Source organism: Hymenobacter edaphi, assembly GCF_003258365.1.
Lineage (GTDB): Bacteria > Bacteroidota > Bacteroidia > Cytophagales > Hymenobacteraceae > Solirubrum > Solirubrum edaphi.
This window is the reverse complement of sequence record NZ_QHKM01000001.1, coordinates 1,416,432-1,441,926: the sequence shown is the minus strand read 5'-3', so window position 1 is coordinate 1,441,926 and position 25,495 is coordinate 1,416,432. Positions and strand designations below refer to the sequence as shown.

Here is a 25,495-nt window from a genome sequence, read left to right as displayed (position 1 = left end):
GGGAGAGGACGGAGGATTTTAGCCAACAGCTTCGCTCAGAATGGCTGAGGAAATGAAGTGCTGGGTCATGCTAAGCGCAGCCGAAGCATCTCTACCGCTTCTCTCGCACGAAATCGTTCAGTAGAGATGCTTCGCTCAGGCTCAGCATGACGGCCTAGTATGGTCGTTCAACGAAGCCCGCGAGATGTCTCGCCAAGCTCGACAGGACGTCCGGTTTGGTCTTGCGCATCCTTTCGCGCCTCCGCTCAAAAGCCGCCCAGCGGCAGGTGCTCCGCCAGTTTTTCGCGCAGCAGGGCCACCAGCTGCGGGTCCTGAAACTGGTACTGATCCGGAATGCGCAGGCAGACGACGCGCTTGCCGCGCAGCGCCTCGGCAAACTTGGCCCGCAGCCGCTCGGCGTGGCGTTTCTCCATCACGAATACCACTTCCGCCCAGCCCAACTGCCCGGCCGTGACGCGCACGCGGGCCCCGGGCTCGGTGCCGGCCGAACGGGCTGCGTAGTGCGGGTGCTCATCGAACAGCCGCTCGGCGGTGAGGCTGCGCCAGCGGTTCATGCTGCAGATGAACAGGAGTTGGCGCGGGGCGGTTGGCGTTGGCGAATCGGGCAAAAGCAATCTACTGGGGTAGGGGCGTGGCGGCGTCCGGCAAATATGAAAGATCAGGCTGGAAACATCGGCCGGTGGGCCGAAGGTAGCATTCGGTTGGTTATTTTCAAAGGTACCTTGCAAAACAAAGTACCTTTTCATACAATTGCAGGCCCCGGCGACGTGACTTCCGCCGTCCGGCTCCTGCCCATGAGCCTCGTCCTGCACAACCTTACCAAAACCTACCCCAACGGCGTGCCCGCCCTGCGCGGCGTCACGCTCACCATTCCGCGCGGCCTCTACGGCCTGCTGGGCCCCAACGGCGCCGGCAAATCCACCCTGATGCGCACCATTGCCACCCTGCAGGCGCCCGACGCGGGCCGCATCACCTTCGACGGCCACGACATCTTCGCCGACGCGGAGGCCCACCGCGCCCGCCTCGGCTACCTGCCCCAGGATTTTGGGGTGTACCCCGGCGTGTCGGCCTTCGACCTGCTGGAGTACGTGGCCGTGCTCAAGGGCCTGCACGACAAAGCCGCCCGCCGCGCCCAGATCGAGGGCCTGCTGGTGCAAACCAATCTGTGGGAGCACCGCAAACGGGCCGTCAGTGGCTTTTCGGGCGGCATGCGCCAGCGCTTCGGCATTGCGCAGGCCCTGCTGGGCCAGCCCCGCCTGATGGTGGTCGACGAGCCCACCGCCGGCCTCGACCCGGAGGAGCGCAACCGCTTTCATAACCTGCTCAGCGAGATAGGGGAGCAGGTGGTGGTGATTCTGAGCACCCACATCGTGGAGGACGTGCGCCAGCTCTGCCCGCGCATGGCCATTCTGGCCGGGGGGCGGGTGCTGCGCGAAGGCGCCCCCGACGCGCTGGTGGACGAGCTGCGCGGCCGGGTGTGGAGCAAGGCCGTGCCCAGGGCCAGTGGTGCCGCGCTGCGGGCCGACGGGCTGTGGGTGCTGTCGGCGCAGCTGCACGCGGGCCAGACGCGCCTGCGGGTGCTGGCCGACGCGCCGCCCGCGCCCGGCTTCGCGCCGGTGGAGCCCGAGCTGGAAGACGTGTATTTCTACGCCCTGGCCCAGGGCGAGGGCCGCGTGCCGGCGCCCATCTTAGCCTTTGCCGACTGATGCTGCTCGGTTTGTTGAGTTTCGAGTGGCGCTACCACACCCGGCGCGCCACTTTTGCGGTGGCTGCGCTGCTGCTGGCCGTGATTAGCGCGTTTTTGGTGGGGACCGGCTACGGCCCGGCCAACGTGCACGTCAACTCGCCCTACGCGGTGGCCCAGAGCCTGGGCGTGCTCAGCCTGCTCGGCGTGTTCGTGCTGACGGTATTTTGCGCCCCGGCCGCCCTGCGCGACGCCGAGCAGGGCATGACGGGCATCGTGTGGGCCACGCCGGTGGGCCGGCCGCGCTACCTGCTCAGCCGGCTGGGCGGGGCCCTGCTGGCCGGCGCGGCCGTGCTCACGCTGGCCGCGCTGGTGCTGCTGCTGGCCCCGCTGCTGCTGCCCGTGGCGCCCGAGCGCCTGGGTGCGGTGCAGCCCGCCGCCTACCTCTGGGCCCTGCTGGTGCTGGCCCTGCCCAACCTGCTGCTGGTGGGCGCGGTGCTCTTTGCCGTGGCCTCACTCACGCGCAGCACCCTGGCCACCTACGTCGGAGCTGTGGCCATCTACGCCCTCTACCTGGTCACGGCCCTGCTCATCGACTCGCCCCTGATGGCCGGCACGGCCCCGCCCACGCCCGAGGGCCTGGCCCGCGCCGCCCTGCTCGACCCCTTCGGCCTCTCCGCCTTTTTCGAACAAACCCGCTACTGGACGCCCGCCGAGCGGGACTCGCGCCTGCTCACGCTGTCGGGCCACCTGCTGTTCAACCGTCTGCTCTGGCTGAGCGTAGCCGCCGCGGTGCTGGGGCTGACGTACGCCCGGTTTTCGCCGGACGCAACGCCCCGCCGCCGGGCGCGGCCGCTCCAACCGGCAGCCGAATCAGTGCCGCTGGCCGTGGTTTATCAGCCCGTGGCGCCGGCGCCCCGCTCGGCGGCTGCGTTCCGCCGCACCCTGGGCTGGGCGCTGCGCCGGGAGCTGGGCCACATTCTGCGCGGCTGGCCGTTTCTGACCTTGCTGCTGCTGTGGGTGTTCGTGGTGGGCATGGAGTGCGGCGCCCAGTCGGGCGGCGGGGAGTATGGCATTCACTTGCTACCCACCACCGGCCTGATGCTCGACGCCATCCGCCTGCCCTTGCTGCTGCTGGGCACCGTGGTGGTGGTGTACTACGCCGCCGAAGTCGTGTGGCGCGAGCGGGTGCTGGGCATGGCCGCCCTGCTCGATGCCACGCCCGCCCCGAACGCCGCCTTCTTCCTCGCCAAAGCCGCCGCCCTGAGCACGCTGCCCCTGCTGCTGGCGCTGGCGGGCATGGCCGTGGGCGCCGTCACGCAGCTGGCGCAGGGCTACGCGCACGTCGACGTGGGCCTGTACCTCACGCTGCTCTGGTTTGCGGGCCTGCCGTTGGTCTTGTTTGCCCTCGGCGCCCTGGCCCTGCAGGTTATCAGCCCCAACCGCTGGCTGGGCATGATGGCCGGGCTGCTGCTGGCCTTCGTGGCTTACCGTGGCAGCGTGCTGGGCCTGGAGCATCCCATGTGGCACTTCGGCAACGGCCCCACGGGCGCCTACTCTGAAATGGACGGCTTCGGCCCCGTGCTGCCTTCCTTTGCCGCATTCATGCTCTACTGGGCGCTGCTGGCCATCTTGCTGGCGGCCGTAAGCGGGGGGCTGTGGCAGCGCGGCACCGACGCCCGCCTGAGCGCCCGCCTGCGCACCTTGGGCGCGCAATGGAGCCCGCACACCCGCCGCTGGCTGCTGGCCGGCGCCGGGCTGCTGGCTGCCGTGGCTGGTTGGCTGTACTGGCAGACTTCGGTGCAGCATCCCTGGCAAAGCCAAAGCCAGCAGGAAGCCTGGCAGGCCGACTACGAGCGGCAGTACCGCCCCTTGGCCGCCCGGCCGCAGCCCGGCATCGTGGCCGTGCGTACCCACGTCGAGCTGTACCCGCGGGCCCGCCGGGCCGTCATCCGGGGCCACTACGTGCTCGAAAACCAGACCGCCCGCCCCCTGGATACGGTGTGGGTGCAGCTGCCCGAAGCCCTGACCACGGCCCGCCTGACGCTGCCCGGGGCCCAACGCCTGCGCCAGGACTCCCGCTTCGGCGTGGAGCTGTGGCGGCTGCCGCAGCCCCTGGCGCCCGGCGCCCGCACGCGCCTGCACTTCCGCCTGGCCCTCGACCGCGGCGGCATCCGCGCCGAGGGCTTCAGCTACGACGTGACGGCCAACGGCTCCATGCTGATGAGCGCCGAGGTCTTCCCGAGCCTGGGCTACCGCCCCGGCCGGGAGCTGAGCGACCCCGCCGCCCGCCGCCGCCAGGGGCTGCGCGCGGCCCCCACGGCCCCGGCGCCGCTGCCCCGCACCGCCGCCGCGCTGGCCGCCGTGCACGCCGCCGGCCCCGGCCGCGCCTGGCACACCCTCGATGCCACCGTCGGCACCGACCTCGACCAGACGGCCCTCGGCCCCGGCCAGCTCGTGCGCAGCTGGACGCAGGCGGGCCGGCGCTACTTCCATTACCGGCAACTGCGCCCCACTACGCCCAACTTCGGTTTCCTCTCGGCCCGCTACGCCGTGCACCGCGCCCGGCAAGGCCCGGTGACGGTGGAAGTGTGGTATCACCCGGCCCACGCCGCCAATGCAGCGCGCGTGCTGGCTGCCGCCACCCACTCCCTGCGGGTGCTCAGCGCCCGGTACGGCGCCTACCCGCACGCCACGCTGCGCATTGCCGAAGTGCCGGCCTGGGCGCCGTTCGGGGCCTACGCGCTGCCCGGCCTGGTGCTCTTCACCGAAGACCGCGGCTTCACCGCCGCCCCGCAATCCGCCGATGTCGACCTGCTGCTGCGCCGCGTGGCCCACGAGGTGTCGCACCAGTGGTGGGGCCACACCCTCGACCCGGCCGACGTGCTCGGGGGCAGCACCCTGATTGAGACCCTGGCCAAGCACTCCGAGCAGCTGGTGCTGGCCGATGCCCACGGCCCCGGTGCCCTGCCCGCCGTGCTGGCTTTCGACGAGGACCGCTACCTGGCCGGCCGCACCGACGAAGCCGCCACCGAGCCCGCCATGCTGGCCGTCGACGACCAGGCCTACCTGTACTACGGCAAGGGCGCGGTGCTGATGAACAGCCTGCGTGCCCGCCTCGGCCCGGCTGCCGTCGACCGGGCGCTGGGGCGGCTGCTGGCCGCGTACGGCGGCCCCCACGGCGCGGCCACCACCCGCGACCTGTGGACGGCCCTGCTCACCGAAGCGACAACGCCCGCCGACCGCGCCGCCGTGGACGAGTGGCTGACCCAGCAAGTGGTGCGCGAGCTGCGCGTGGACACGGCCCTCGTAAAGCCCGCGGCCGACGGCCGGTTTCAGGCCGAAATACGTATCAGCGCCCGCAAAACCGACAGCCGCAACGGCCGCGAAACGCCGTTGAGCACCGATGGCGAACGGGTAGAAGTGTCCGTGCTGGACGGCCCGCCCGGCCGCGGGCGGCGGCTGTACCACGGCGAGGAGCGCGTAGCCGGCAGCCAGATTCACCTGCAGCTGCGGCTGCCGAAGCGCCCCGCGTACGTGGTGGTCGACCCCGCCGTGCGCTACCTCGACCGGAACCGGGTCAACAACCAGCGGCGGTTTGAGGCAGGGCGCTAGGGGGGAATGGCGGTAAACAACTACGGCCCGACTGCGCAGAGTTCATCGCGCAGCCGGGCGGTACCCTCTCCTCGGAAATTCTACCGAACCTCCGTCACGCGCACTTTCTGGCCCTTGATGCGGGCGCCGGCCATGCTGTCCTGCACGGCGCGGCCGGCCTCGCGGGGCACGGTGATGTAGCTGTAGTGGTCGAACACCTCGATGCGGCCGATGGCCTCGCGCTCCAGGCCGGCCACGTTCACCAGCGCCCCCACCAGGTCGTGGGCACTGACTTTCTCCTTGCGCCCGGCCGAAACGTGCAGCGTCACGGTAGTGGGCTTGGGCGTTTTGGCGGCCGGCGGCAGGGCAGGAGCGTGCAGCGGCTTCCACTTGATTTCCTTGGCCACGGCCCAGCGCAGCACCAGGGCCTGTTCGGCGGGCGTGGCCAGGATGTGGGCCGTGCCGGCGGCCCCGGCGCGGGCCGTGCGGCCCGCCCGGTGCTGGAAGGTATCGGCCTTTTCGGGCACTTCGAACTGGATAACCGTGTCGAGGTCCGTCACGTCGATGCCGCGGGCGGCTACGTCGGTGGCCACCAGGGCCAGGGCCGAGCCGTTGCGCAGCTTCAGCAGGGCTTTGTCGCGCTCGGGCTGGGGCAGCTTGCCGTGCAGGGCCACGGCGGCCAGCCCGCGGCTGGTGAGGAAGCGGGCCAGCTCCTCGCAGCGCTGGCGGGTGTTGCAGAACACCAGCGTGCGGCCGGTTTCGGGCTTTTGCAGGATGTGAAACAGCGCGGCCGGCTTCTTCTCGGTGGTACCCACGTGGCCCAGCAGGGTCAGCGACTCGGGCAAGGCGTCGGCCTGGGCATCGGCCTGCACGTGGCGGGGGCGGGTGAGGTTTTTGCGCACCAGCTCCAGCACTTTGTCGGGCATGGTGGCCGAGAACAGCAGGGTCTGGCGGCGGCGCGGTAGGCGCTGCACGATGTTGGCCAGCGCCTCCTGAAACTTCAGCTCCAGCAGCTTGTCCGTCTCGTCGATGACCAGCATCTGCAGCTTATTCGGAATAATCGTGCGGCGGTCGAGGTGGTCGAACAGGCGGCCGGGCGTGGCCACCACCACGTGCGGGGCCTGCTTGAGGCTCTTGGTTTCTTCCTGGAAGCTGTGCCCGCCGTAGAAGGCCGCCACGCGCAGGTTGGGCAGAAACTTGCCGAGACGCTTCAGCTCGTCGCGCACCTGCAGGGCCAGCTCGCGGGCCGGCACCAGCACCAGGGCCTGCACCGCTTCCTGCGTCACGTCGATTTGCTGGAGCAGGGGCAGGCCGTAGGCAGCCGTTTTGCCCGAGCCGGTGGGGGCCTGCCCGGCAATGTCCTGCCCGGCCAGCACCAGCGGAATTACCTGCTCCTGAATGGCAGTGGGCTGGGTGTAGCGCAGCTCCGCCAGGGCCTGCAGCAGCGGCTCGCTAAGCCCGAGGGCGGTGAAATCGGGGGCGGGGGCAGCGGCGGGAGCGGGCGTGGCGGAGGTATCGGACATTATCAAAAAACGAAAAGCAGACCGCGAAGGTACGAAAGGCCGCCCGGGCAAAGCGGTAGGACGGCTCCGCGCCGTCCTACCGCTGTCGTTGAACGACGGGCAGCGGATGATTTTCATTTCAGCAGCGCGGGTTGGCGCAAGTCAAAAATTCCCCGCCTACGGCCCGGCTGCACCCTCCGCCTGCCAGCGCCCGGGGCAAACCAGCCGCATTCCGGCGCGGCGGCCGGCTTAGTGCGGAAAATGCAGCCCGCGCACGGCCCGCTGCAACCGGCTTACGGTCGCGCGGCGGTGGCGCGCCCCGGCGGCGGGTTCTTCGGTCGCGGCCAGCTCGGGCACGTTCACCAGGCGGTAGCGCACGCCCGAGGGCTTGGGGCGCAGCGGCTGGCCGCTGTACTGGGCGTAGACTTTGGTGAAGCTGGCGCCGAAGTAGAACATCATGGCCGAGTAGAACACGAACAGCAGCAGCAGCACGATGCTGGAGGCCGGGCCGTAAATCGGGCCGAGGTTGCGCGGCACCAGCAGCAGGTGCAGCACCCGCTCGCCCAGCTCGAACAGCAGGCCCGTGAGCAGGGCCCCGCGCCAGAGCGCCGCCCGGGGCACGTGGGCGTGGCTGAGGTTGCGGAAGGCCAGGGCAAACCACGCCGTCAGAATCAGCAGCGACACCACGTTGTTGAGCAGCTGCACGAGGATGAGCACGAGTGTCGCGTCGAAATCGGTGACCATTTCGCCGAACACGTGCAGGATGGAATCGGTCAGGATGGCGGCCACGGCCAGCGCGGCCGTGCCCAGCAGGGCCGCCCCGGAGCGGGCCCGCTCGCGCAGCACCCGCCCGAAACGGCCGGTCTGGCGCTTCGGGCGCACCTGCCACAGCTCGTTCAGCGAGTTCTGAATGACCACGAACAGCGTGGTGGCCACGAACAGCAGAAAGCCGAAGCCGGCGGCCGTCACCCAGTGGCTGCGCTGCACGTTGGTTACGTTGGTCACAATCTGGGCCAGCAAATCGGCCCCGGTGCTGCTGATCAGGTCGGCCACTTTTTCCAGCAGCAGCGCCCGCACCTGCGAAGCCGGGTAAATGGCCCCGAGCACGCTGATAAACAGGATCAGGATGGGCGGCAGGGCAAACGTGGTGAAAAACGCCGTGGCCGCGCCCAGCCGCAGCGGGTCGTGGGCCGACAGCTCGCGGGCGGCGCGGCGCAGCAGCGTAAAGAAATCAAGCCAGCGGTGGTGCAGCCGGCCGGTGGGGCGTACTTTTGTCATGCCGAACCCCGACGAACGGGACGTGACCGGCCTAACCCGGCCGGCCGTAAAAGTGTTGAGTGAAACGCGGTGCGGCCCCGCTCAGTTATCCGGGCTAGCCACTGCTCCAACCGCCGGGCCCTCGCGCGGCCCCTGCTGAATAGATGTCGACTGACTCCGCCGCCGCCCCGCCCCAACCCGGATTTTTCCGCCGCCGTCTCGTCGAGCCCCTGCTCGGGCAGCTGCGCAAGGGCCTCTCGCCCCGGCAGCTGGCCCTCACCGTGGCCCTGGGCGCCGCGTTCGGGCTGGTGCCGCTGCTGGGCGTAACCACCGTGCTGGGCACGGCCGTGGCCGTGTGGCTGCGCCTGAACGTGGGCGCCCTGCTGCTGGTGAGCCACCTGATGAGCCCGGTGCAGCTGCTGATTTTGCTCCCCCTGCTGCGCTACGGCGCCCAGCTGCTGGGCGGGGCCACCCACAACCTGACCCTGGAGCGCCTCCAGTACCTGCTTCGCCACGACTGGCAGGCCGCCCTGCAACTGTTCTGGCGGGCCGAGGCCGGGGCGCTGCTGCTCTGGCTGCTGGGCTCGGTGCCGGTGGTACTGGTGCTCTACTTTCTGCTGCTGCCCCTGTTTCGGCGCGTGGCGCGGCGGCAGGCTGCCCAGGCTGCTGAGGCCTGATATTCAGTTGCCGGATTAACCGCGAAAAACCCCGCGTCAACTCAATGGCGCGGGGTTTTTGCTGTCAGTAGCCGGGCAGCCAGGGCCGAAGCTTAGGCCAGGGTGTCCTCGTCGGCGTCCTCGGCCGTGGCGGCCAGGTCGGCGCGCAGGTACACGGGCTCCTGCTGGGTGAAGAAAGCCGTCAGCGGCTCGTTCGGGTCGGGGCTGAGGCGGGCCACGTCGATGGCCGTCTGGTCGAGGTGCTCCTGAATGGCCGGACCCATTTCCTGCAGGAAGTCCATGTCTTCGCCTTCCACGTTGAAGGCCAGCAGCAGGCGCGACGGGGCTTCTTCGCCCTCAATCTGCACCTGGGCCAGGTAGGCCGTCATGATGTGCGGGTGCTGGGCGCAGAAGGCGCGCAGGGCCGTGGCCAGGCCCTCGGGCGGCTCGGGCATGGGCAGCAGCTGGGCCTGCGGGCCGCCTTCCTGGCCTTCCTCGGGCTGGGCGAAGATGCGGCCGGTGACCATGTCCTCGATTTCGGGGGCCACCAGCAGCTTGCCGAAGGGCGAGAAGGGGTTCAGCACGCACTCGGCGCCCTGGGTCATCTGGAAGAAGCCCGGGGCCGGCACGCGCAGGTACGACACCTCGCCGCGCTGGGCGCCGCCTTCGAAGATGCGGTCCTCGGAGGAGAAGATGGGCAGGCGGCCGTCGTGGAGCACGTGCAGCTGCACTTCGGTGCCTTCGGCCACGGTTACTTCGCCGGCCTCGGCACCCTCGGGCGCGTTGGTGAGCACGAAGAGCTCGGCCTGCATCAGCTCGTGGTAGAAGGCCAGGCGGTACTGCGGATCCTGGGCGGCCAGCAGCAGCACCTGCTCCAGGCTGTTGCTGGGCTCGAAGGGCGGCAGCATGGGCTGCGGCTCGGGCATGGGCGGCATGGCCGGCGCCTGCGACGAGAAGGAGGGCTGAATATCGGCGGCGCTTTTCGCGGCGAAGGCCGGGCGCTGGTAGCGCGGGCCGCCTTCGGGCTTGGCCGGGGCGGGTTGGGCGGCGGCGGGGCTGCCTTCGGTGGGGGCGGGGGCAGCAGGCTGGGGGGCAACGGGCGGCGTAGCAGCCGGCTCGTCCTTTTTCTTTAGAAAGTCAAACAGACCCATGAGGCAATAAGCGGATGAAGATGCAAACTACGGATGTTTGGCCGAACCACCAGCCGAAAAACCCGGAAAGCCCGGGCGGCCGGCTTAGCGCCCGTCGGAGCCCTGGCAGGCCTCCAGCAGCTGGCTGACCTCCCGGATGGTGTGCTTGGCCCCCTGGTTGCCCCAGGCGTTGTGCACGTAGTTCAGCAGGTTGGTTATCTGCGAGTCGGTCAGGTCCTCGTGGGCGGGCATCACCTGGTCGTAGGTTACGCCGTTGACGACGATTAGCCCCTTCTGCCCGCGCCGGATCAGGCAGGGCAGCTCGTCGCGGTGCCGGCGCAGGTAGTCGGAGCCGGCCAGCGGGGGCATCAGGCGGCGCAGGCCCTCGCCCTGCGCGCCGTGGCAGCTGGCGCAGTGCGTGGCGTAGAGGCGCTGGCCCTCGTTTTGCCGGTCGGTGAAGCAGGCGGATAGCACGGCCGCGCCGGCCAGCAGCGCGGCCGCTGTGCGCAGCGTCAGGGAAACCACGGCGGCCATCGGTTACTTACGGGCCGTGGCGGGGGCAGGGCCCAGTTCCTTCAGCAGGCGCGGCAGCTCTTCCAGCAGCCGGTCCACTTCCTTCTCGTTCACCCCGTCGTACTGGCCGCGGATGTGGCGCTGCGGGTCCACCAGCACGAAGGCGCCGCTGTGCACGGCCCCGCCGGGGGCGGTGCTGTCGCGCTGGGCGGCCACCATGTACTGGCCGGCGAGGCGGAAAATGGTGTCGCGCGGGGCCGTCACGAAGTGCCACTGCTTGGCCGTGGGCACGCCCAGGCGCTGGGCGTAGTCGCGCAGCACCGGCAGCGTGTCGTGCGCCGGGTCGATGGTGTGGGACAGGAAGCCGACGCGCGGGTCATCCTTGTACTTCTCGTACACGCGCAGCATCTGGCTCTGCATCTTGGGGCAGATGCTGGGGCAGGTGGCGAAAAAGAAATCGGCGATGTACACCTTGCCGGCGAAGGTGGCCGGCGTGACCACGACGCTGTCCTGGTTGAGCACGCTGAAGGTGGGAATGCGCGGAAACAGCGTGTCGCCGGGGGCCACGACGGTGGGAAAGCCCAGCGTGGGCAGGGGCCGGTCGGCGGTGTCGGGGCTGCCGCCGGGGCGGCAGGCGGGCAGCAGCAGGGCGGCGCAGGCCAGCCCCAGCAGCGGGCGGAAGAAAGCTTGTCGGGACATGGAATCAGGGGGCGACCGGGGCGGCAGACAGCTCCGCGCGGGCCGAGTCAATGTTACGCTCCATCAGCACGCCCACCGAGTCGATGCGCTTGAACTGGCGGTTCAGGTAGGCCATGGCCACCTCGTGCCGGGTGGTGTCGGCGGGCTTGCGGTACTGGTGCATCCAGGCCATCATGCCCGCATCGGCGGCGAGCAGGGCTCGGCGGCGCGGGGCGGTGGCGGCCGAGTCGGGGCGCTTCGCGAGCTGCTGGCGCAGCTGGTACAGCTCGTCCATCCGGGCCATCAGCTCGTCGTGGCGCTTCAGCACTTTTTCCTCGACGAAGCCTTGCTGCTCCTGGTCGCTCTGCAGCTGCAGGCAGCCGGGCGCGAGCAGCAAGGCCAGTAAGGGCAGCGCCTGCCACCCGCTCAGGGTACTACGGTGGGTATTCACGCCCGCAAAGGTAGCCCCCAAACGCCGGAACGTTGTTGTCGGGCTCGTACTACGGGCTAGCCAGGCTGGGGCCCGGTCAATATGCCGAACGCAAGCATTGCTGCTCCCACTAGCCAGAAAACAGTAAAGGTTGTTTTGATGCCCCGTTGATAGTCGATGAGTACGCTGAGGGGAAAGCGGTGCCTATTTCCCGCATTGTTTTCCTCGTGCCACCTTAGCTGGTAATCGACCATATAGTGGCTGACTTGATTCATTAGCGTTAGCACAAGCGCAGTTTGGAGCAGGGACAGGGCTTGTCCTAACCCGGGCGACAGGGAGGCGTTCAGCCAGCGAACAGCCACTGCCACGCCCAGCACCATCACCAGCAGCATCAGCAGGGAGCCACCAATGAGGGCCCCGCGGCTAACGTAACGAGGCAGCCGAAAAAACGAGTAGTAGAGGAGGCCCGCAAAAAGCAACGCCAGTAGCACCTTCATCGAAAACGTAGTGTAGCGGCGCGGCAACCACCTGCCGACGCGGCCACGAGGCAGGGATGAGCGTTGCCCTACTGAAAATACGCCCAGGCCCAGCGGAACAGCTCGTAGCTGGCCCAGCCCACCAGCACCAGAATGCCCAGCAGCGCCAGCACCACCAGCAGAATGAGGCCGTTGCCGCTGCCCTGGTAGCGGGCCTCGCCGTAGTGGCGGCGCAGCAGGCGCACGTTCCGCTCGTTGCTCTTGTAGGCGAAGTCGAAGAGGTTGCCGATGACCGGGATGCTGCCCACCACGGTGTCGAGCAGGATGTTGAGCACCATCAGCACCACCACCTTACGCGAGGCCCCGTGGCGCACCATCGTCAGCACCAGGGCCGCCGAAACGGCGAAGGTGCCCAGCTCGCCCACCACCGGGATAAGGCCCAGCAGCGGGTCGAGGCCGAAGCGGAAGTTGGTGCCGGGCAGCCGGAACTGGCTGTCCATCAGCTGCGCCACGTGGTCGACCCAGCGCAGGCGGGCATCGGTTTCGGCCGGGCTGAGGGTGGAGCGCAGGCGGCTGTATTTGTTGGGCAGAGCGGTTTCCATGGGGTAGTAGAGAGGAGGTTGAGAATTCTACGCAAACCAGCGCGTGCGGTATAGGTAGCGGCTACGCCGCAGGCCTGAGTGGCTGTCACAATTGTCCTTGTCACATTTTAAAAATGTGACAGGGACAATTGTGACAGCTCCGCGGAGCTACTGTTTTTTCGGAACCGGCCAATCAATTTGCCCGCCGGCGCGGTTGTCTGCCGTTGTTCCATCCATCCTTCTCCAAACACCTTTTCGCATGAGCACTATCCCAACGCGCACCCTCGGCCGCCAGGGCCTGCAGGTTTCGGCCCTCGGCCTGGGCTGCATGGGCATGTCCGATTTCTACGCCGGCCGCGACGACCAGGAAAGCATCCGCACCATTCACCGCGCCACCGAGCTGGGCCTCACCTTCTTCGACACGGCCGACATGTACGGCCCCTACAAAAACGAGGAGCTGGTGGGCCGGGCCCTGCACGACCGCCGCCAGCAGGTTGTCATTGCCACCAAGTTCGGCATCGTGCGCGACCCGAACGACCCCACCAAGCGCGGCATCAACGGCCGGCCCGAGTACGTGCGTCAGTCGGTGGAAGGCTCGCTCCGGCGCCTCGGCACCGACCACATCGACCTCTACTACCAGCACCGCGTCGACCCCAATACGCCCATCGAAGAAACCGTGGGGGCCATGAGCGAGCTGGTGAAGGAGGGCAAAGTGCGCTTCCTGGGCCTGTCGGAAGCCGGCCCCGACACCATTCGCCGGGCCCACGCGGTGCACCCCATCACCGCCCTGCAGTCGGAGTACTCGCTCTGGAGCCGCGACCCGGAAGACGGCGTGCTGCCGACGGTACGCGAGCTGGGCATCGGCTTCGTGCCGTACTCCCCGCTGGGCCGCGGCTTCCTCACCGGCCAGATCAAGCAGTTTGAGGACCTTGCGCCCGACGACTACCGCCGCTTCACCCCGCGCTTCCAGGGCGAGAACTTTCAGAAAAACCTCGACCTGGTGGCCCGCATCAACGAGCTGGCCCAACAGAAAAACTGCACGCCCGGGCAGCTGGCCCTGGCCTGGGTGCTGGCCCAGGGCGACGACCTCGTGCCCATCCCCGGCACCAAGCGCGTGGCCTACCTCGAAGAAAACCTGGGCGCCCTGCAGGTCTCGCTCACGGCCGACGACCTGCGCCAGCTCGACGAAATAGCCCCGAAAGGCGCCGCCGCCGGGCCCCGCTACCCGGCCGAAATGATGCAGGCCGTGAACCGGTAGGGACCGGTCGCCGGGCTGGGCCGTATTTCTACGGGCAAGCCAAATCGGGTATTTATGCCCGCGTTCGGTAAGCGAAGGTGGCGCAGGTTTGTGGCGGCCGGAAAATGGTCTTCCGGCCGCTAACCCCCACACCATACCAGTCATGGCTTACCCTCCCGTTCACATCACCAATTCCACGCCCTACGCCGTTTCGGGCACCGTTACGTATCCCACGTTCTTCTGCAGCGACGACAACTACAATATGTCGGGCAACGGGCAGTGGACGGCCGGCGGCCGCGGCGTCTGCCTGGTCACCAAAATCACGGCCACGGTAGCCGTCAACAACCAGTCGATTGAGGCCGCGCCTTACACCTCGTCGGGCACGTCCTACAGCCAGTTTGCCGTCATCCAGACCGGCCCCGGCTCCTTCGCCGTGACCCGCGTCACCACCGAAGTAGGGGATGCCGGTGACAGCGTCGACGTGGGCGAACTGCTGGCCGAGCCCACCGAGCAGCAGAAATAACCTGAAGTCCCGGCGCGTCGTTCAGCCGCGCCGGGCCCTGGTGCAGGTTCCGCAAGGGCCGGCAAACCACATGGTTTGCCGGCCCTTTGTCGTGTTACAGGACGCTTCGGATTTACTTCTTCGACGGCAGCAGGTCAATCCAGCCGTCTTCGCTCACCACCACCGCCAGCGTAGCGTAACGGGCCGATTCGACGTAGCGCACGGCCGAGTTGTAGCGGGAGCCGCGCGAAGAGTCGCCCTTTTCGGTGGCCAGCCCGTCGAGGATGGCGCCGATGGCGAAGCAGGTGCCCTGCGGGTCGATGAGCACCGCCCCGTCGATGTTGGTGACCAGGCGCAGCACCGAGGGCGTCATGTAGCGCGGCGCCACCCGGAAGCTCTGCCGCGTCAGGCGCTGGGCCTCCAGCCCGGCGTTGTCCGATACCACCAGGATGGTGCCGTGGGTCTGGTTGGTGGCCTGCATGGTCAGCTCCCAGAGGTTGGCCACGGCCGCGTCGTGCAGGTCGGGCCAGAGGCGGCGCACCGTGTCGGCAAAGGCCTGCTCGTTGATGCGCCCCTTCGGCAGCCGCGGCGTGCCCGATACCACGCGCATCATCATGTGGTCGGCGTAGCTCAGCTCCCAGTTGTGGTGGGTGGTGAAGCGCACCGTAAACAGCGGCTCGTACAGCGGGTCGGTGGGCTCGGCCAGGTAGCCCAGCCCAAACACGTGGGCCGCGTCGGAAACCAGGGAGGTGCGGTCCTCGCTCATCTCCAGGAGCTTGCGGATGCTGCGATGGTCGCGCAGCGGCACCGGAGCCTCCAGCGTGAGCACCGGCACCACGGCCGGGTGGTTGCGCCGGGCGATGAGCATGGTGCCGTGCACCTCGGAGCCCTCGTGGCGCAGGCCGGCCACGCCGTTGCAGGCGTCGTAGAGGCCGTGGTTGCCGCCGGCCGGCCCCTGCATGAAGCGCCGGGCCGCCGAGCGCAGCAGCTCGTTGTAGTCGCGGTCGAGAATGGGCCGGTCTTCTTCCTGGTCGAGGTCGGAGCCGCGCAGGGCCTTGCTGCACTCCAGCAGAAACTCGCGCACCACCGCGTGCAGCAACGACTGCGCCCTGGACTCGTGGGTGACCTCGCCGGGCAGGCGGTAGTAGCTCTTGAGCGCCTCCGTGGAGAGCTGCAGCACCGTCATGATCAGGTAGCCGTTGATGAGAACCGGCAGCGCGCAGAACGCTTTTTTGCCCTCCTCGGCGGCCAGCGGCGTCAGCTCCAGCTCCACGGCCTGGCGCAGCATGCTGTACCAGCGCAGCTTCTCAAACCGGTCCTCGTCGTCGTGCTGCAGGTGGTACACCAGCTCCCGGGCGCCATCCAGCTCCAGGGCCGCGGCGCGGTCCTTCACGTGGGCAAAGGTTGCGGGCTTGTAGCGGTGCGTGGCCGGCTCCACGCGCACGGCACCGGGCACGTCGGCTTCGCGGGCGGCCGCAAGGCCCACCAGCAGCACTTCCGGCCGCAGGTTGCGGTCGAGCAGGTTGAAAACGCCCTCGGCGAACAGCTGGGCCGAAACCCGAAACAGACTTTGATAATCCCACATGCGGAGCAGAAGAGGCCCGCCGGCCTAGGGAGGACCGCCGGTTGTCGGGCTTTCCATACGGCAAAGCCGCGCCGGAAGGTACATACCGGCCCCGAACCCGGGGCGGCGGCTCTTTTTTTTTGCCGCCCCGCGGCCCGCCCGCAGCCTGCGGCGCCGGCCGGGCTTGCGTCGGGGCGGCGGCCGTCGTACCTTAGACTAAAGAGCTGATGCTCTACCGGGTTCTATGCTGTTTGATCTGATGGTTGGGGCGCTTTGCGCGTTGCTGTGGCTGCCGCTGGTCACCGGCTACTGCGCGTACAGCTACGAACGATCATTCTGGCTGTGGTTTGCCCTCGGCCTGACGCTGCCCGGCCTCTCCTTCGTGGTGCTGCTGGCCCTGCTCTGGCGCGAGCAGCGCAGCCCCGGCTACCGCCTGCTGCAGGAAGCCCGGCGCATCCTGGCCGAAGCCGAAGCGCACGAAGTCGAGCCGCACGAGTAACCGGTTGACCAAGCCGGAGTCCGGTGGGCCGCTCAGCCCCGCAGCCACTGTTCGATGCCCCGCGCCGCCCAGGCCCCCGTGCTGAAGCAGCCCTGCAGCAGGTAGCCGCCCGTAGGCGCCTCCCAGTCCAGCATTTCGCCCGCCACGAAGGTGCCCGGCCGCCGCCGCAGCATCAGCCACCCGTCGACCTCGGCAAACGGCACCCCGCCCGCCGTGCTGATGGCTTCGTCCAGCGGCCGCAGGCCGGTGACGGGCAGCGGCAGGGCCTGCAGCAGCGCGGCCAGCGGCGCCGGCTCGGCCAGGGCCGCGGCGGGCGCCAGCTCGCGTAGCAGCGTGGGCACCGGCGGCCCCAGGCGCAGCGTCTGCCGCAGGTGCTCGGGCAGGGAGCGGCCGCGGCGGGGCTGCTGCAGGCGCCGTAACACTTCTGCGGGTGGCAGGTCGGGCTTGAGGTTGAGCAGGAGCGGGGCCGGCACGCCGGCCCCCAGCGCCCGGCGGATGGCGGGCGTGAGGGCGTACACCGGCGTGCCTTCCAGGCCGTAGTCCGTGAGCAGGATTTCGCCGCGCACCTGCGCGTCGCCGCAGCGCAGGGCCACGTTCTTGAGCGGGGCGCGGCCCACTTTTTCCCGCAAGAAAGCCGACCAGGCCACTTCCGCCCCACAGTTGCTGGGCTCGAAGGGCACGACGGGCACGCCCGCTTCCCGCGTGAGCACGGCGGCCCAGCGGCCGTCGGAGCCGGTTTTAGCCCAGCTGGCCCCGCCCAGGGCCAGCAGCGTGGCCCGGGGCCGCAGCTCGTATTCTGCCCCGCTGGGCTCGTCGCGCAGGCGCAGGCCGCGGGGGCCGCTGAAGCCCAGCCAGCGCTGCCGCGGGTGCACCGCCACGCCCAGCGCGGCCAGCCGCTGCAGCCAGGCGCGCAGCAGCTGGGCCGGCTTGTGCTCCTCCGTCGGAAACACGCGCCCGCTGCTGCCCACGTAGGTCGTGATGCCCAGCTCGGTGGCCCAGCGGCGCAGGTCCGCTGGCCCGAACGCGGCCAGGAACTGCTCAAACTCGGCCTGGTGGCCGCCGTAGCGCGGCCCAAAGTCGGCCACCGGCTCCCCGTTGGTGAGGTTGAAGCCGCCGTGCCCGGCCACCAGAAACTTGCGCCCCGGCGTGGCCCGGGCCTCGTACACGGCCACGCCCGGCACGCCGGCCTCGGCCAAATGCTGGGCCGCCAGCAGGCCCGCGGGCCCGCCGCCGATGATGGCTACGGTAGGGTGGTGCATGGGTGAAGGCAATCGGCAGGCGCGGCCTGAAAAGTCGGCAGCCAGGCCGCAAAAGTAAGCACGCCGCCGCCGGCCGCGGGCAGCGCGTTCCGGCTGGGTTGCGTATGTTGCTTGCATGGGACCTTACTCCATCTTGATTTACCTGAGCATCGCCGTTATTCTCTCGTACCTCTTCGACATCGTGGCGCGGGCTACCAAAGTGCCCTCCGTGCTCATGCTGCTGCTCACCGGCATTGCCATCAAGCAGGCCGTCGACTACGCCGACGCCACCGTGGTGCTGCCGCGCGTCACGCTGGAGCTGCTCGGCATTGTGGGGCTGATCATGATTGTGCTGGAGGAGTCGTTGAACCTGAAAATCAGCCGCGACAAGGGCCCGCTGGTGCGCCGCGCCTTCGCCGCCGCCGCCCTGATGCTGCTGGGCCAGGCCTACGCCATCGGCGGGCTGCTGCAGTGGTACCTGGGGCCTACGGTACCGTTTCAGAGCTGCCTGCTCAACGCCGTGCCGCTGGCCGTCATCAGCTCGGCGGTGGCCATTCCGAGCGTGGCCGGCCTGGGGGGCGAAAAGCAGGAGTTTATCGTGTACGAAAGCACGTTTTCCGACATCCTGGGCATCATGTTCTTCAACTTCGTGGCCCAGGACAACTTCGCCCGCGGCATGTCGGCCCTCACTTTCAGCCGCGACCTGCTGGCCATCCTCGTCGTGTCGGTGCTGGCCACCGCCGTGCTGGCCTTTCTGCTCGACCGGTTGCGCCTGCACGTCAAGTTTTTCCTGATCCTGGCTTTCCTGATCCTGATTTACTCCCTGGCCAAGAAGCTGCACCTCTCCTCGCTGCTGGTGGTGCTCGTGTTCGGCCTCGTGGTGAAGAACGCCGACCAGTTTCTGCGCGGCCCGCTGCGGCGCTGGTTTCAGCTGGAGCGCCTGCAGGACGAGCTGCACCAGCTGCAGAGCATCACCGCCGAATCGGCTTTCCTGATCCGCACGTTCTTCTTCCTGCTCTTCGGCTACTCCATTTCGCTCAGCGGCATCCTCGACGCGCGCCTGCTGCTGCAGGGCGTGCTCATCGTGGCCGTGCTCACCGGCATCCGCTATTTCTACCTGCGCTACGTGGCCCGCACCAGCCTCATTCCGGAGGTGTTCATTGCGCCCAAGGGGCTGATTACCATCCTGCTGTTCTACAGCATTCCGGCCAAGCACCTCATCGGCGAAGTCAGCGAAAACATCCTTTTCGTGGTCATTCTGCTCACCGGCGTACTCATGCTCGTCGGGCTGCAGCTGCCCAGCAAGGCGCAGCCGCAGATCGGGGAGTACTGATCCGCGCAGAGACGCCAAACGCCCCGCGCAGCCGTTGTACTCGGCTGCGTGGGGCGTTTTTGGCGTTGGTAGCCGCCAGGAACCTACTGCGGCTGGTACTTGCGCTTGATGAAGTCGAGCATGTCGCGTACGTGCTCGTCGGTCTTGTTGGCCTCGATTTTCCAGAGGGCTTCCACGAGCAGCAGCAGCAGGCTGGATTCTTTTTCCGGTTCGTCGTAGCCGAGGGCCTTGAAGGCCTTTTCCAGCAGGGCCGGTACCGGCTGCATAAACCGCTCGTGCTGCTGCCGCGCCGATTCCACGTTGGCCAGACGGTACTGCAGCTTCCAGAAATGCGGCTCGGTCTGCACCAGCTTCACCGGCAGATCGATGACGGCGTGGATGAACGTGAGCGGGTCCTGTTCGGAAAGCCAGCCGCGGTTTTCCTCGATGATGCGCTTGTAGCCGCTGCGAATGACGAAGTCGAGCAGTTGATCTTTGGAGCCGAAGTGCTTGAAAATAAGGGCTTCCGAAACGCCGGCTGCTTTAGCAATCTGCTGCGTGGAGGCGTTTTCGAAGCCTTTCTCCCCAAAGAGCTGCAAGGCTACCTGAGCGATGTGCTGTTTGCGGTTGACTGTAGACATGGAGGCTGGTGGTACGGCCGAAAAAACCGACGCGCTGGGTTATTGGCGGCCAAATATGGCCAAAACGCCGCAAGTTCACCCATTATGCGGTTCGTTGCGCGATTTTTTTACGGTGCCCTTCCCACAAGTCAGCAGCCTTGGACGCCCGCCGGAAAGCGGGCCGCCCCAATACAAAAAACGACCGGCCGACTCGGGGTTTCCGAATCGGCCGGTCTTGGGGCTCGATAAGTCAGCTTGGGAGCTGATTCTCGAAAGGGTTCCGGCTGGGGTGGGACAACAGCCGGTAGAACAGAACGTGGTAGTAAGCTAACTAGCAACTAGTGGGAGTCATTGCCCGTTAGTGAGAGCAATATTACGCAAAGGATTGCAGATCCAAGTAAGTGTTAGCTTACTTTTTTTTGTGAGTATCCACTCACCAGTGCTGAAGTAGAATATAAGCGCCTGGCTATAAGTTGATTTCGTAATGAAAATTTTTTTAAAGTTGCGTGGTTTTTTTGTGCTGATATATCGGCCGAAGTGGCGCTGACGGGCTGGAATACCGGTTTTGCCCAACAACAAACCCCGGCCAATCTGGCCGGGGTTTGTTGTTGGGTCGGGCTGTTGGGGCCCCGCCACAAAGGATTGCGGAAAACCGGGGCCGGCGGCCAGGCTAGCCGGGCAGCAGCCTGCTGCGCTGCCGGAACTGCGCCACTTTCGCCCGGATGTCGGCCAGACCCAGGTTGTGCACGCTGCCCAGGTGCGTGGTCTGAAAGTCGCGGTGGGGCTGGTAGCTGCCGTCTTCCACGGCGCGGCCCACCTGCTTGTAGGCCTCGCGGAAGGGTACACCGGCCTGAATCAGCTGGTTGATGTTTTCGACGGTGAAAATGGCGTCGTACTTGGCCTGCTCTACCAGATTGGGCTTGATCTTCAGCTCGGGCAGGGCAAAGAGCACGATGTCGAGAATATCGAGAAATTGCGTCAGCGGCTCGAACAGCAGCTCCTTCAGGATCTGGAAGTCGCGGTGGTAGCCCGAGGGCAGATTATTGGTGGCCAGGATGAGGGTGTTGGGCACGCCCTGCAGGGCATTGCAACGGGCCCGGATCAGCTCGAACACGTCCGGGTTTTTCTTGTGCGGCATGATGCTGCTGCCCGTGGTGAAGGCCGCCGGCAGCTCCACGAAGGCCAGGTCCTGGGAGTTGTAGAGCACCAGGTCGTAGGCCATCTTCGAGAGGGTAGCGGCGGCGCCGGCCAGGGCAAAGGCCACCGTCTTCTCGGTTTTGCCGCGCAGCATCTGGGCGCCCACGCTGCTCACCGCCAGGCTGCCGAAGCCGATGTCGTGGGTGGTCTGGGCCCGGTCGATGGGGAAGGAGGAGCCGAAGCCGGCACCCGAGCCCAGCGGGTTCTGGTCGGCCACGGTGTGGGCGGCCTCGAACAAGGCCAGGTCCAGCAGCAAATGCTCGGCGTAGGCCGAAAACCACAGCCCGAACGAGCTGGGCATGGCGGCCTGAAAGTGCGTGTAGCCGGGCATCAGGTCGGCCTGGTGCTGCTCGGCCTTGCGCAGCAACACGTCCACCAGCTGCAGGATTTGGGCGGCGGCGCGTTCGGTGTAGTCTTTCAGAAACAGCTGAATGGCCGTCAGCACCTGGTCGTTGCGGGAGCGGGCGGTGTGAATTTTCTTGCCCGCGTCACCAAACTTCTCCGTCAGGTAATACTCGATTTTGGAGTGGACATCCTCAAAGCTTTCCTCGATAATAAACGTGCCCGCCTCGATCTGCGCGGCCAGCTCCGCGAGGCCCTGCTGCAGCTGCTCGTTTTCGGCGGCTGAAATCAGCCCGACCTGCGCCAGCATGCGGGCCTGCGCCCGCGACGCCTGCACGTCGAACTGCGCCAGGTACATATCCAGCTCCCGGTCGCGCCCCACGGTGAACTGCTCGATTTTCTTATCGACGGCAATGCCTTTGTCCCAAATCTTCATGGGCGCAAAAGTAGCGCACGGCGGCGACGAGCGGACGATGCGGCGGGGCTTTGCCCGCGGTGGACGCGGCGAGAGGGGGCGGGCTTGGTCGCAAATGCCCCGGAAGTTGACGCAGACGGCCCGGGTCACGGCTACGCCCGGCCGCTACTTTTGAGCCGACACCAAGCGCCCGCCCCCATGCAGAAAATCACCACTTTTCTTACCTACAACGACCAGGCCGAGGACGCCGCGCGGCTTTACACCAGTCTGTTCCCGGACTCAGCCATTACCCGCGTCACCCGTTACCCCGCCGCTGGCCCCATGCCCGCGGGGCAGGTAATGACCGTGGAATTCAGCCTGGCGGGCCAGCAGTACGTGGCCCTGAACGGCGGCCCGCATTTCACTTTCACCGAAGGCATGTCGCTGTCGGTGGCCTGTGAGAACCAGGCCGAAATCGACCGGCTGTGGGCCGCGCTGACGGCCGACGGCGGCCGGCCAGACCAGTGCGGCTGGCTGCAGGACCGGTTCGGCGTGTCGTGGCAGATCATGCCGGCCAACATGGGCGCGCTGATGCGCGGCGACACCCCCGAGCAGGCCGAGCGCCGCATGCAGGCCATGCTGCGGATGCACAAAATCGACATTGCCGCGCTGGAGCAGGCCTGATGAGGCGTAGCGCGGAACAATATCGTTCGGGCGGACGCGGGCTGAAGCCCGCGCTACAGCACCAGGCCGTCGAGCAGCTCAATGTAGCCTTGAATGCCGCCGCGGATTTCGCTGAGCAGGATGTACTCGTCGGGGGTGTGGGAGCGGGCCGAGTCGCCGGGGCCCACTTTCACGGTGTCGAAGGGCATCATCGATTGATCCGACAGCGTGGCGGAGCCGAACGTGCGGCGGCCCAGCGCCCGGCCGCGCTGCACCAGCGGGTGCTCCAAGGCAATGCGCGAGGAGTTCAGGTGGGTGGAGCGGGGCTTGACTTCGGCACTGATATGCTGCTGCACCAGAGCCACCACCTGCTCGTTGGAGTAGCACTCGTTTGTGCGCACGTCCACCACGAAGAGGCAGCGGTCGGGCACCACGTTGTGCTGGGAGCCGGCCTGAATCTGCGTTACGGTCATTTTCACCGGGCCGAGCAGGGGCGAGACGTCCGGAAATTGATAGCCGCGAATCCAGTTGATATCGTCCAGGGCTTTGTAGAGGGCATTTTCGCCCTCGTTGCGGGCCGCGTGGCCGGTGCGGCCGTGGGCGGTGCAGTCGAGCACCACCAGGCCTTTTTCGGCCACGGCCAAGTCCATCTGCGTCGGCTCGCCCACGAGGCCCAGGGCAATAGGGGGCAGTAGCGGCAGTACGCTGCGGATGCCGCCCGCGCCCGATATTTCCTCTTCAGCCGTGATGGCGCAGACGAGGTTATAGGCCAGATCCTGGCGTTGGTGAAAGTGCAGAAACGTCGCCAGCAAGCTCACGGCCGAGGCGCCAGCATCGTTGCTGCCCAGGCCGGTGAGCCGGTCGCCCTCCACCACGGCCCCGAACGGGTCGTAAGTCCAGGAAGCACCGGCCTTCACCGTGTCGTGGTGGGAGTTGAGCAGGATGGTGGGCTTGGCCGGATCGAAGTGCTGGCTTCGGGCCCACACGTTGTGGCCGGCGCGCTGCGGCTCGGCGCCGTGCCGGCGCAGAAAATCTACCAGCAGCGCGGCCGTTTGCGCCTCCTCCCGCGAGTAGGAAGGCGTGCGAATCAGCTGAATCAGCAGCCCGATGGCCGCGTCGCCTAAAGCAGCGGTTAGCTCCGGCATAGCACGGTCTTGACGGGCGCGTTAATCTTCAGCGCGTGTTCGATAACCACTTTTTCCACCCCGGCTTCCAGGGCCGCAAAGGCGTTGTCGAGCTTCGGAATCATGCCTGCCGCAATGACGCCCGCGGCCTTAAGCTGCTGGTACTGCCCCGGCTCAATCTGCGGAATCACCGAAGCTTCGTCGTGGATGTCGGCCAGCACGCCGTCCTTCTCGAAGCAGAAGTGCAGCTCCACCTCGTACTGCGCCGCCAGGGCTCGGGCTACGGTGCTGGCAATGGTGTCGGCGTTGGTGTTCAGCAGCTGGCCCCGGCCGTCGTGGGTGATGGCGCAGAGCACCGGCGCGAGGCCGGCTTCCAGCAGCGTGCCCAGCAGGCCGGTGTCGACGCTACCCGCGGGCAGGTCGCCCACGAAGCCGTAGTCGATGTCCCTGACCGGGCGCTTGACGGCGCGGATAACGTTGCCGTCGGCGCCGCTGAGGCCCAGGGCGTTGGTGCCGGCGGCCTGCAGGGCGGCCACCAGCTGCTTGTTGGTTTTGCCGGCGTAGAACATGGTCACCACGTCCAGCGTGGCCGCGTCGGTGATGCGGCGGCCCTGCACCATCTGGGGCTGAATGCCCAGATCCTGCAGCATCTGGCTGGCGCCCTTGCCGCCGCCGTGCACCAGGATTTTGCGGCCCGCTACCCGGCTGAACTCGCGCACGAATGCGAGCAGCTGCGCCTCGTCGTCGAGGATGCCGCCGCCAATCTTGAATACTTTGAGGATGTGTTTCATGAACGTTGTAAAGACGCGTATTCGCGTCTCAATCGTTGCTGATGTTTGGGGCAGATCCGATGAATCAGCCACTGCCAGGCTGCATCTCTACATGCCGGCCTGACAGGCCGAAATCAGCCCGCAATTCTACGAGGTTTTTGAAACGATTTTTGGCCGGTACGCATTAAGGCAGCAAAATGACCAATTGCCATTCGGCACCTGCCATGCTCCGACGACCCCCGTATATTACGCTGCTTTCGTACCCCAGGCGGGTGCGTCGGTTGGGGGCGGAGCCGTCGCGGTCCTCAGCCCGCATTTGATACGAGAGAAGCCGGCCGGTTGCGTTAATTTTTTGCTAACCGCCGCTTTTTTCACCGTCGCTTTTCAGTCACGAAGTCCCGGGAATCGTAGAAGTTAGCCAGCTTTCCGGCTAAGCGCGCCCGGCCAGTCAGCGTACCCCCGCCCCGCGCGGCGCCAACGTACGTTTGCATTGTAACGACTGAGGAGTATGTTTGCGAAAAATTTCAGGAGTGGTACCCGGCGCCGATGTCGGCGCGGCCCACGAGCGGAGAGGACTCTAACGACACAAACTGGCTGCACGAGTGTAGGACGCGGTACATGTACTGATGGTGGGTTGACCTGGTCCCCGCCTGCGCGACGCCCCTGAGGGCGCGTTGCCCGCCCCAGCCAACCCTCCCCAACTGGCACTTTTCCCGGATACCGGCCGCTCATTCGGAGCCGGCTGGTCGTTGCGACAACCCCGTGCGGGGGCTGCTTCGCGCCGCGTACCCGCGCGTACATCTGCTGCTGTTTCCTGACCCTTCCGACTTTCCTGCCGCGTCCGCTTGCGAATGGCCGGCACCATTGTCTCCCTCCCGATGATCCTACGAGTTGCTGATGCTGCCGACGTGCAGTATGTGGACACGCTTTGCCAATGGTACGAGGAATCGGCCAAGCAGCGCGGCGTGGGCATTGCCAAGCGCGACCCTAAGTACCTGATGAAGAAGATGGAGAGTGGCAACGCCATCATCGCCTTCATCGACAACCAGCTGGCCGGCTTCTGCTACATCGAAACCTTCGAGGACGAGAAATTCGTCGTCAACTCGGGGCTGATCGTGAATACGCAGATGCGCAAGGAGGGCCTGGGCCGCGCCATCAAAAACGAGGTGTTCAAACTCTCGCGCTCGAAGTACCCGCAGGCCAAGCTGTTCGGCATTACCACCTCCGGGCCGGTGATGAAGATGAACACCGAGTTGGGCTACCGGCCGGTGGCCTTCCCGGAGCTGACGCAGTCGGACGACTTCTGGAAGGGCTGCTCCTCGTGCAAGTACTACCCGATTCTGCAGGAAAACCAGCGCCGCATGTGCCTTTGCACCGGCATGGTGTACGACAACCTGAACGACGAGTACGGGCAGCGCGCCCAGGCCACCATCGACTTCCTCGATAAGCCCAAGGACGAGCCCGGCTCGGCAGAAGCGGCCGTGGCCTCGAACTCGAACTTCACGATTTAGGGTCGCTTCTGACGTTCAAAA

The 25,495-nt window shown here is 67.1% G+C and carries 24 protein-coding genes and 1 tRNA gene; 9 read left to right on the top strand and 16 right to left on the bottom strand.

Annotated features, from left to right (window positions below; all coding sequences use genetic code 11):
- Positions 1 to 245: 245 nt before the first annotated feature.
- Complete coding sequence (locus tag DLM85_RS05930) at positions 246 to 554, bottom strand: low molecular weight protein tyrosine phosphatase family protein (protein WP_111477127.1); 309 nt, start codon at positions 552 to 554, stop codon at positions 246 to 248.
- A gap of 240 nt (positions 555 to 794) precedes the next feature.
- On the opposite strand from DLM85_RS05930, the gene DLM85_RS05925 reads away from it, so the two are divergent.
- On the top strand, positions 795 to 1,706 hold the full coding sequence (locus DLM85_RS05925) for an ABC transporter ATP-binding protein (RefSeq protein WP_111477516.1): 912 nt from the start codon (positions 795 to 797) through the stop codon (positions 1,704 to 1,706).
- Positions 1,706 to 5,299, top strand: a complete 3,594-nt coding sequence (locus DLM85_RS05920) for a gluzincin family metallopeptidase (RefSeq protein ID WP_111477126.1) — start codon at positions 1,706 to 1,708, stop codon at positions 5,297 to 5,299. The genes DLM85_RS05925 and DLM85_RS05920 overlap by 1 nt, the downstream gene beginning before the upstream one ends.
- An 80-nt stretch (positions 5,300 to 5,379) precedes the next feature.
- Here the strand turns inward: DLM85_RS05920 and DLM85_RS05915 are convergent, their stop codons facing one another.
- Positions 5,380 to 6,801, bottom strand: a complete 1,422-nt coding sequence (locus tag DLM85_RS05915; RefSeq protein ID WP_165822023.1) for a DEAD/DEAH box helicase — start codon at positions 6,799 to 6,801, stop codon at positions 5,380 to 5,382.
- A 228-nt stretch (positions 6,802 to 7,029) separates the two neighbouring features.
- A complete protein-coding gene (locus DLM85_RS05910; protein WP_111477124.1) occupies positions 7,030 to 8,058 on the bottom strand; it encodes a YihY/virulence factor BrkB family protein in 1,029 nt (342 codons plus the stop codon).
- A gap of 143 nt (positions 8,059 to 8,201) precedes the next feature.
- Between DLM85_RS05910 and DLM85_RS05905 the strand changes: the two genes are divergently transcribed.
- The gene (locus DLM85_RS05905; RefSeq protein ID WP_111477123.1) at positions 8,202 to 8,714 is read left to right on the top strand and encodes a DUF2062 domain-containing protein; all 513 of its coding nucleotides are present in this window, start codon (positions 8,202 to 8,204) and stop codon (positions 8,712 to 8,714) included.
- Positions 8,715 to 8,806: 92 nt separating this feature from the next.
- Here DLM85_RS05905 and DLM85_RS05900 read toward each other — a convergent pair whose 3' ends face one another.
- The 6 genes from DLM85_RS05900 to DLM85_RS05875 form a co-directional block, all read right to left on the bottom strand.
- On the bottom strand, positions 8,807 to 9,844 hold the full coding sequence (locus DLM85_RS05900) for an enhanced serine sensitivity protein SseB C-terminal domain-containing protein (RefSeq protein ID WP_111477122.1): 1,038 nt from the start codon (positions 9,842 to 9,844) through the stop codon (positions 8,807 to 8,809).
- 84 nt (positions 9,845 to 9,928) lie between these two features.
- Positions 9,929 to 10,357 (bottom strand): c-type cytochrome, encoded by a 429-nt coding sequence (locus DLM85_RS05895; RefSeq protein ID WP_111477121.1) that lies wholly within the window; start codon positions 10,355 to 10,357, stop codon positions 9,929 to 9,931.
- Between the two features lie 3 nt (positions 10,358 to 10,360).
- Entirely contained in the window at positions 10,361 to 11,035 is a 675-nt protein-coding gene (locus DLM85_RS05890) for an SCO family protein (RefSeq protein ID WP_111477120.1), read from the bottom strand.
- Positions 11,036 to 11,039: 4 nt separating this feature from the next.
- Positions 11,040 to 11,465, bottom strand: a complete 426-nt coding sequence (locus DLM85_RS05885; RefSeq protein ID WP_111477119.1) for a hypothetical protein — start codon at positions 11,463 to 11,465, stop codon at positions 11,040 to 11,042.
- Positions 11,466 to 11,521: 56 nt separating this feature from the next.
- The gene (locus tag DLM85_RS05880; protein WP_111477118.1) at positions 11,522 to 11,941 is read right to left on the bottom strand and encodes a hypothetical protein; all 420 of its coding nucleotides are present in this window, start codon (positions 11,939 to 11,941) and stop codon (positions 11,522 to 11,524) included.
- 68 nt (positions 11,942 to 12,009) lie between these two features.
- The gene (locus tag DLM85_RS05875; RefSeq protein ID WP_111477117.1) at positions 12,010 to 12,522 is read right to left on the bottom strand and encodes a DUF4112 domain-containing protein; all 513 of its coding nucleotides are present in this window, start codon (positions 12,520 to 12,522) and stop codon (positions 12,010 to 12,012) included.
- Positions 12,523 to 12,760: 238 nt separating this feature from the next.
- Between DLM85_RS05875 and DLM85_RS05870 the strand changes: the two genes are divergently transcribed.
- Positions 12,761 to 13,759: an aldo/keto reductase gene (locus DLM85_RS05870; RefSeq protein WP_207890961.1), complete on the top strand. Its 999-nt coding sequence runs from the start codon at positions 12,761 to 12,763 to the stop codon at positions 13,757 to 13,759.
- 142 nt (positions 13,760 to 13,901) lie between these two features.
- Positions 13,902 to 14,261: a hypothetical protein gene (locus tag DLM85_RS05865; RefSeq protein ID WP_207890960.1), complete on the top strand. Its 360-nt coding sequence runs from the start codon at positions 13,902 to 13,904 to the stop codon at positions 14,259 to 14,261.
- 112 nt (positions 14,262 to 14,373) lie between these two features.
- Here DLM85_RS05865 and DLM85_RS05860 read toward each other — a convergent pair whose 3' ends face one another.
- A complete protein-coding gene (locus tag DLM85_RS05860) occupies positions 14,374 to 15,825 on the bottom strand; it encodes a diadenylate cyclase (RefSeq protein ID WP_111477116.1) in 1,452 nt (483 codons plus the stop codon).
- Between the two features lie 223 nt (positions 15,826 to 16,048).
- On the opposite strand from DLM85_RS05860, the gene DLM85_RS05855 reads away from it, so the two are divergent.
- Complete coding sequence (locus tag DLM85_RS05855) at positions 16,049 to 16,303, top strand: hypothetical protein (RefSeq protein ID WP_133256929.1); 255 nt, start codon at positions 16,049 to 16,051, stop codon at positions 16,301 to 16,303.
- A gap of 32 nt (positions 16,304 to 16,335) precedes the next feature.
- On the opposite strand, the gene DLM85_RS05850 is transcribed toward DLM85_RS05855, so the two are convergent.
- Positions 16,336 to 17,562 carry a BaiN/RdsA family NAD(P)/FAD-dependent oxidoreductase gene (locus DLM85_RS05850; RefSeq protein WP_111477114.1) on the bottom strand — a complete coding sequence of 409 codons (1,227 nt, stop codon included), beginning with the start codon at positions 17,560 to 17,562 and terminating at the stop codon, positions 16,336 to 16,338.
- Positions 17,563 to 17,677: 115 nt separating this feature from the next.
- On the opposite strand from DLM85_RS05850, the gene DLM85_RS05845 reads away from it, so the two are divergent.
- Complete coding sequence (locus DLM85_RS05845; RefSeq protein WP_111477113.1) at positions 17,678 to 18,874, top strand: cation:proton antiporter domain-containing protein; 1,197 nt, start codon at positions 17,678 to 17,680, stop codon at positions 18,872 to 18,874.
- A gap of 83 nt (positions 18,875 to 18,957) precedes the next feature.
- Here the strand turns inward: DLM85_RS05845 and DLM85_RS05840 are convergent, their stop codons facing one another.
- The 3 genes from DLM85_RS05840 to argH all read right to left on the bottom strand — a co-directional run bounded on the left by DLM85_RS05840 (position 18,958) and on the right by argH (position 21,370).
- Positions 18,958 to 19,494, bottom strand: coding sequence for a TetR/AcrR family transcriptional regulator (locus DLM85_RS05840; protein ID WP_111477112.1), 537 nt, complete (start codon positions 19,492 to 19,494; stop codon positions 18,958 to 18,960).
- A gap of 622 nt (positions 19,495 to 20,116) precedes the next feature.
- Positions 20,117 to 20,191 (bottom strand) — tRNA-Ser (locus tag DLM85_RS25365).
- Positions 20,144 to 21,370: an argininosuccinate lyase gene (argH, locus tag DLM85_RS05835; protein ID WP_243635893.1), complete on the bottom strand. Its 1,227-nt coding sequence runs from the start codon at positions 21,368 to 21,370 to the stop codon at positions 20,144 to 20,146. The genes DLM85_RS25365 and argH overlap by 48 nt, the downstream gene beginning before the upstream one ends.
- A 255-nt stretch (positions 21,371 to 21,625) precedes the next feature.
- On the opposite strand from argH, the gene DLM85_RS05830 reads away from it, so the two are divergent.
- On the top strand, positions 21,626 to 22,090 hold the full coding sequence (locus tag DLM85_RS05830) for a VOC family protein (protein WP_111477110.1): 465 nt from the start codon (positions 21,626 to 21,628) through the stop codon (positions 22,088 to 22,090).
- Positions 22,091 to 22,143: 53 nt separating this feature from the next.
- Here DLM85_RS05830 and DLM85_RS05825 read toward each other — a convergent pair whose 3' ends face one another.
- Entirely contained in the window at positions 22,144 to 23,214 is a 1,071-nt protein-coding gene (locus tag DLM85_RS05825) for a M20 family metallo-hydrolase (RefSeq protein ID WP_111477109.1), read from the bottom strand.
- On the bottom strand, positions 23,202 to 23,984 hold the full coding sequence (gene argB / locus DLM85_RS05820) for an acetylglutamate kinase (RefSeq protein WP_111477108.1): 783 nt from the start codon (positions 23,982 to 23,984) through the stop codon (positions 23,202 to 23,204). Before argB ends, DLM85_RS05825 begins: the two co-directional genes overlap by 13 nt.
- An 857-nt stretch (positions 23,985 to 24,841) precedes the next feature.
- Here argB and DLM85_RS05815 point away from each other — a divergent pair.
- Complete coding sequence (locus DLM85_RS05815) at positions 24,842 to 25,474, top strand: GNAT family N-acetyltransferase (protein ID WP_207890959.1); 633 nt, start codon at positions 24,842 to 24,844, stop codon at positions 25,472 to 25,474.
- Positions 25,475 to 25,495 lie beyond the last annotated feature (21 nt).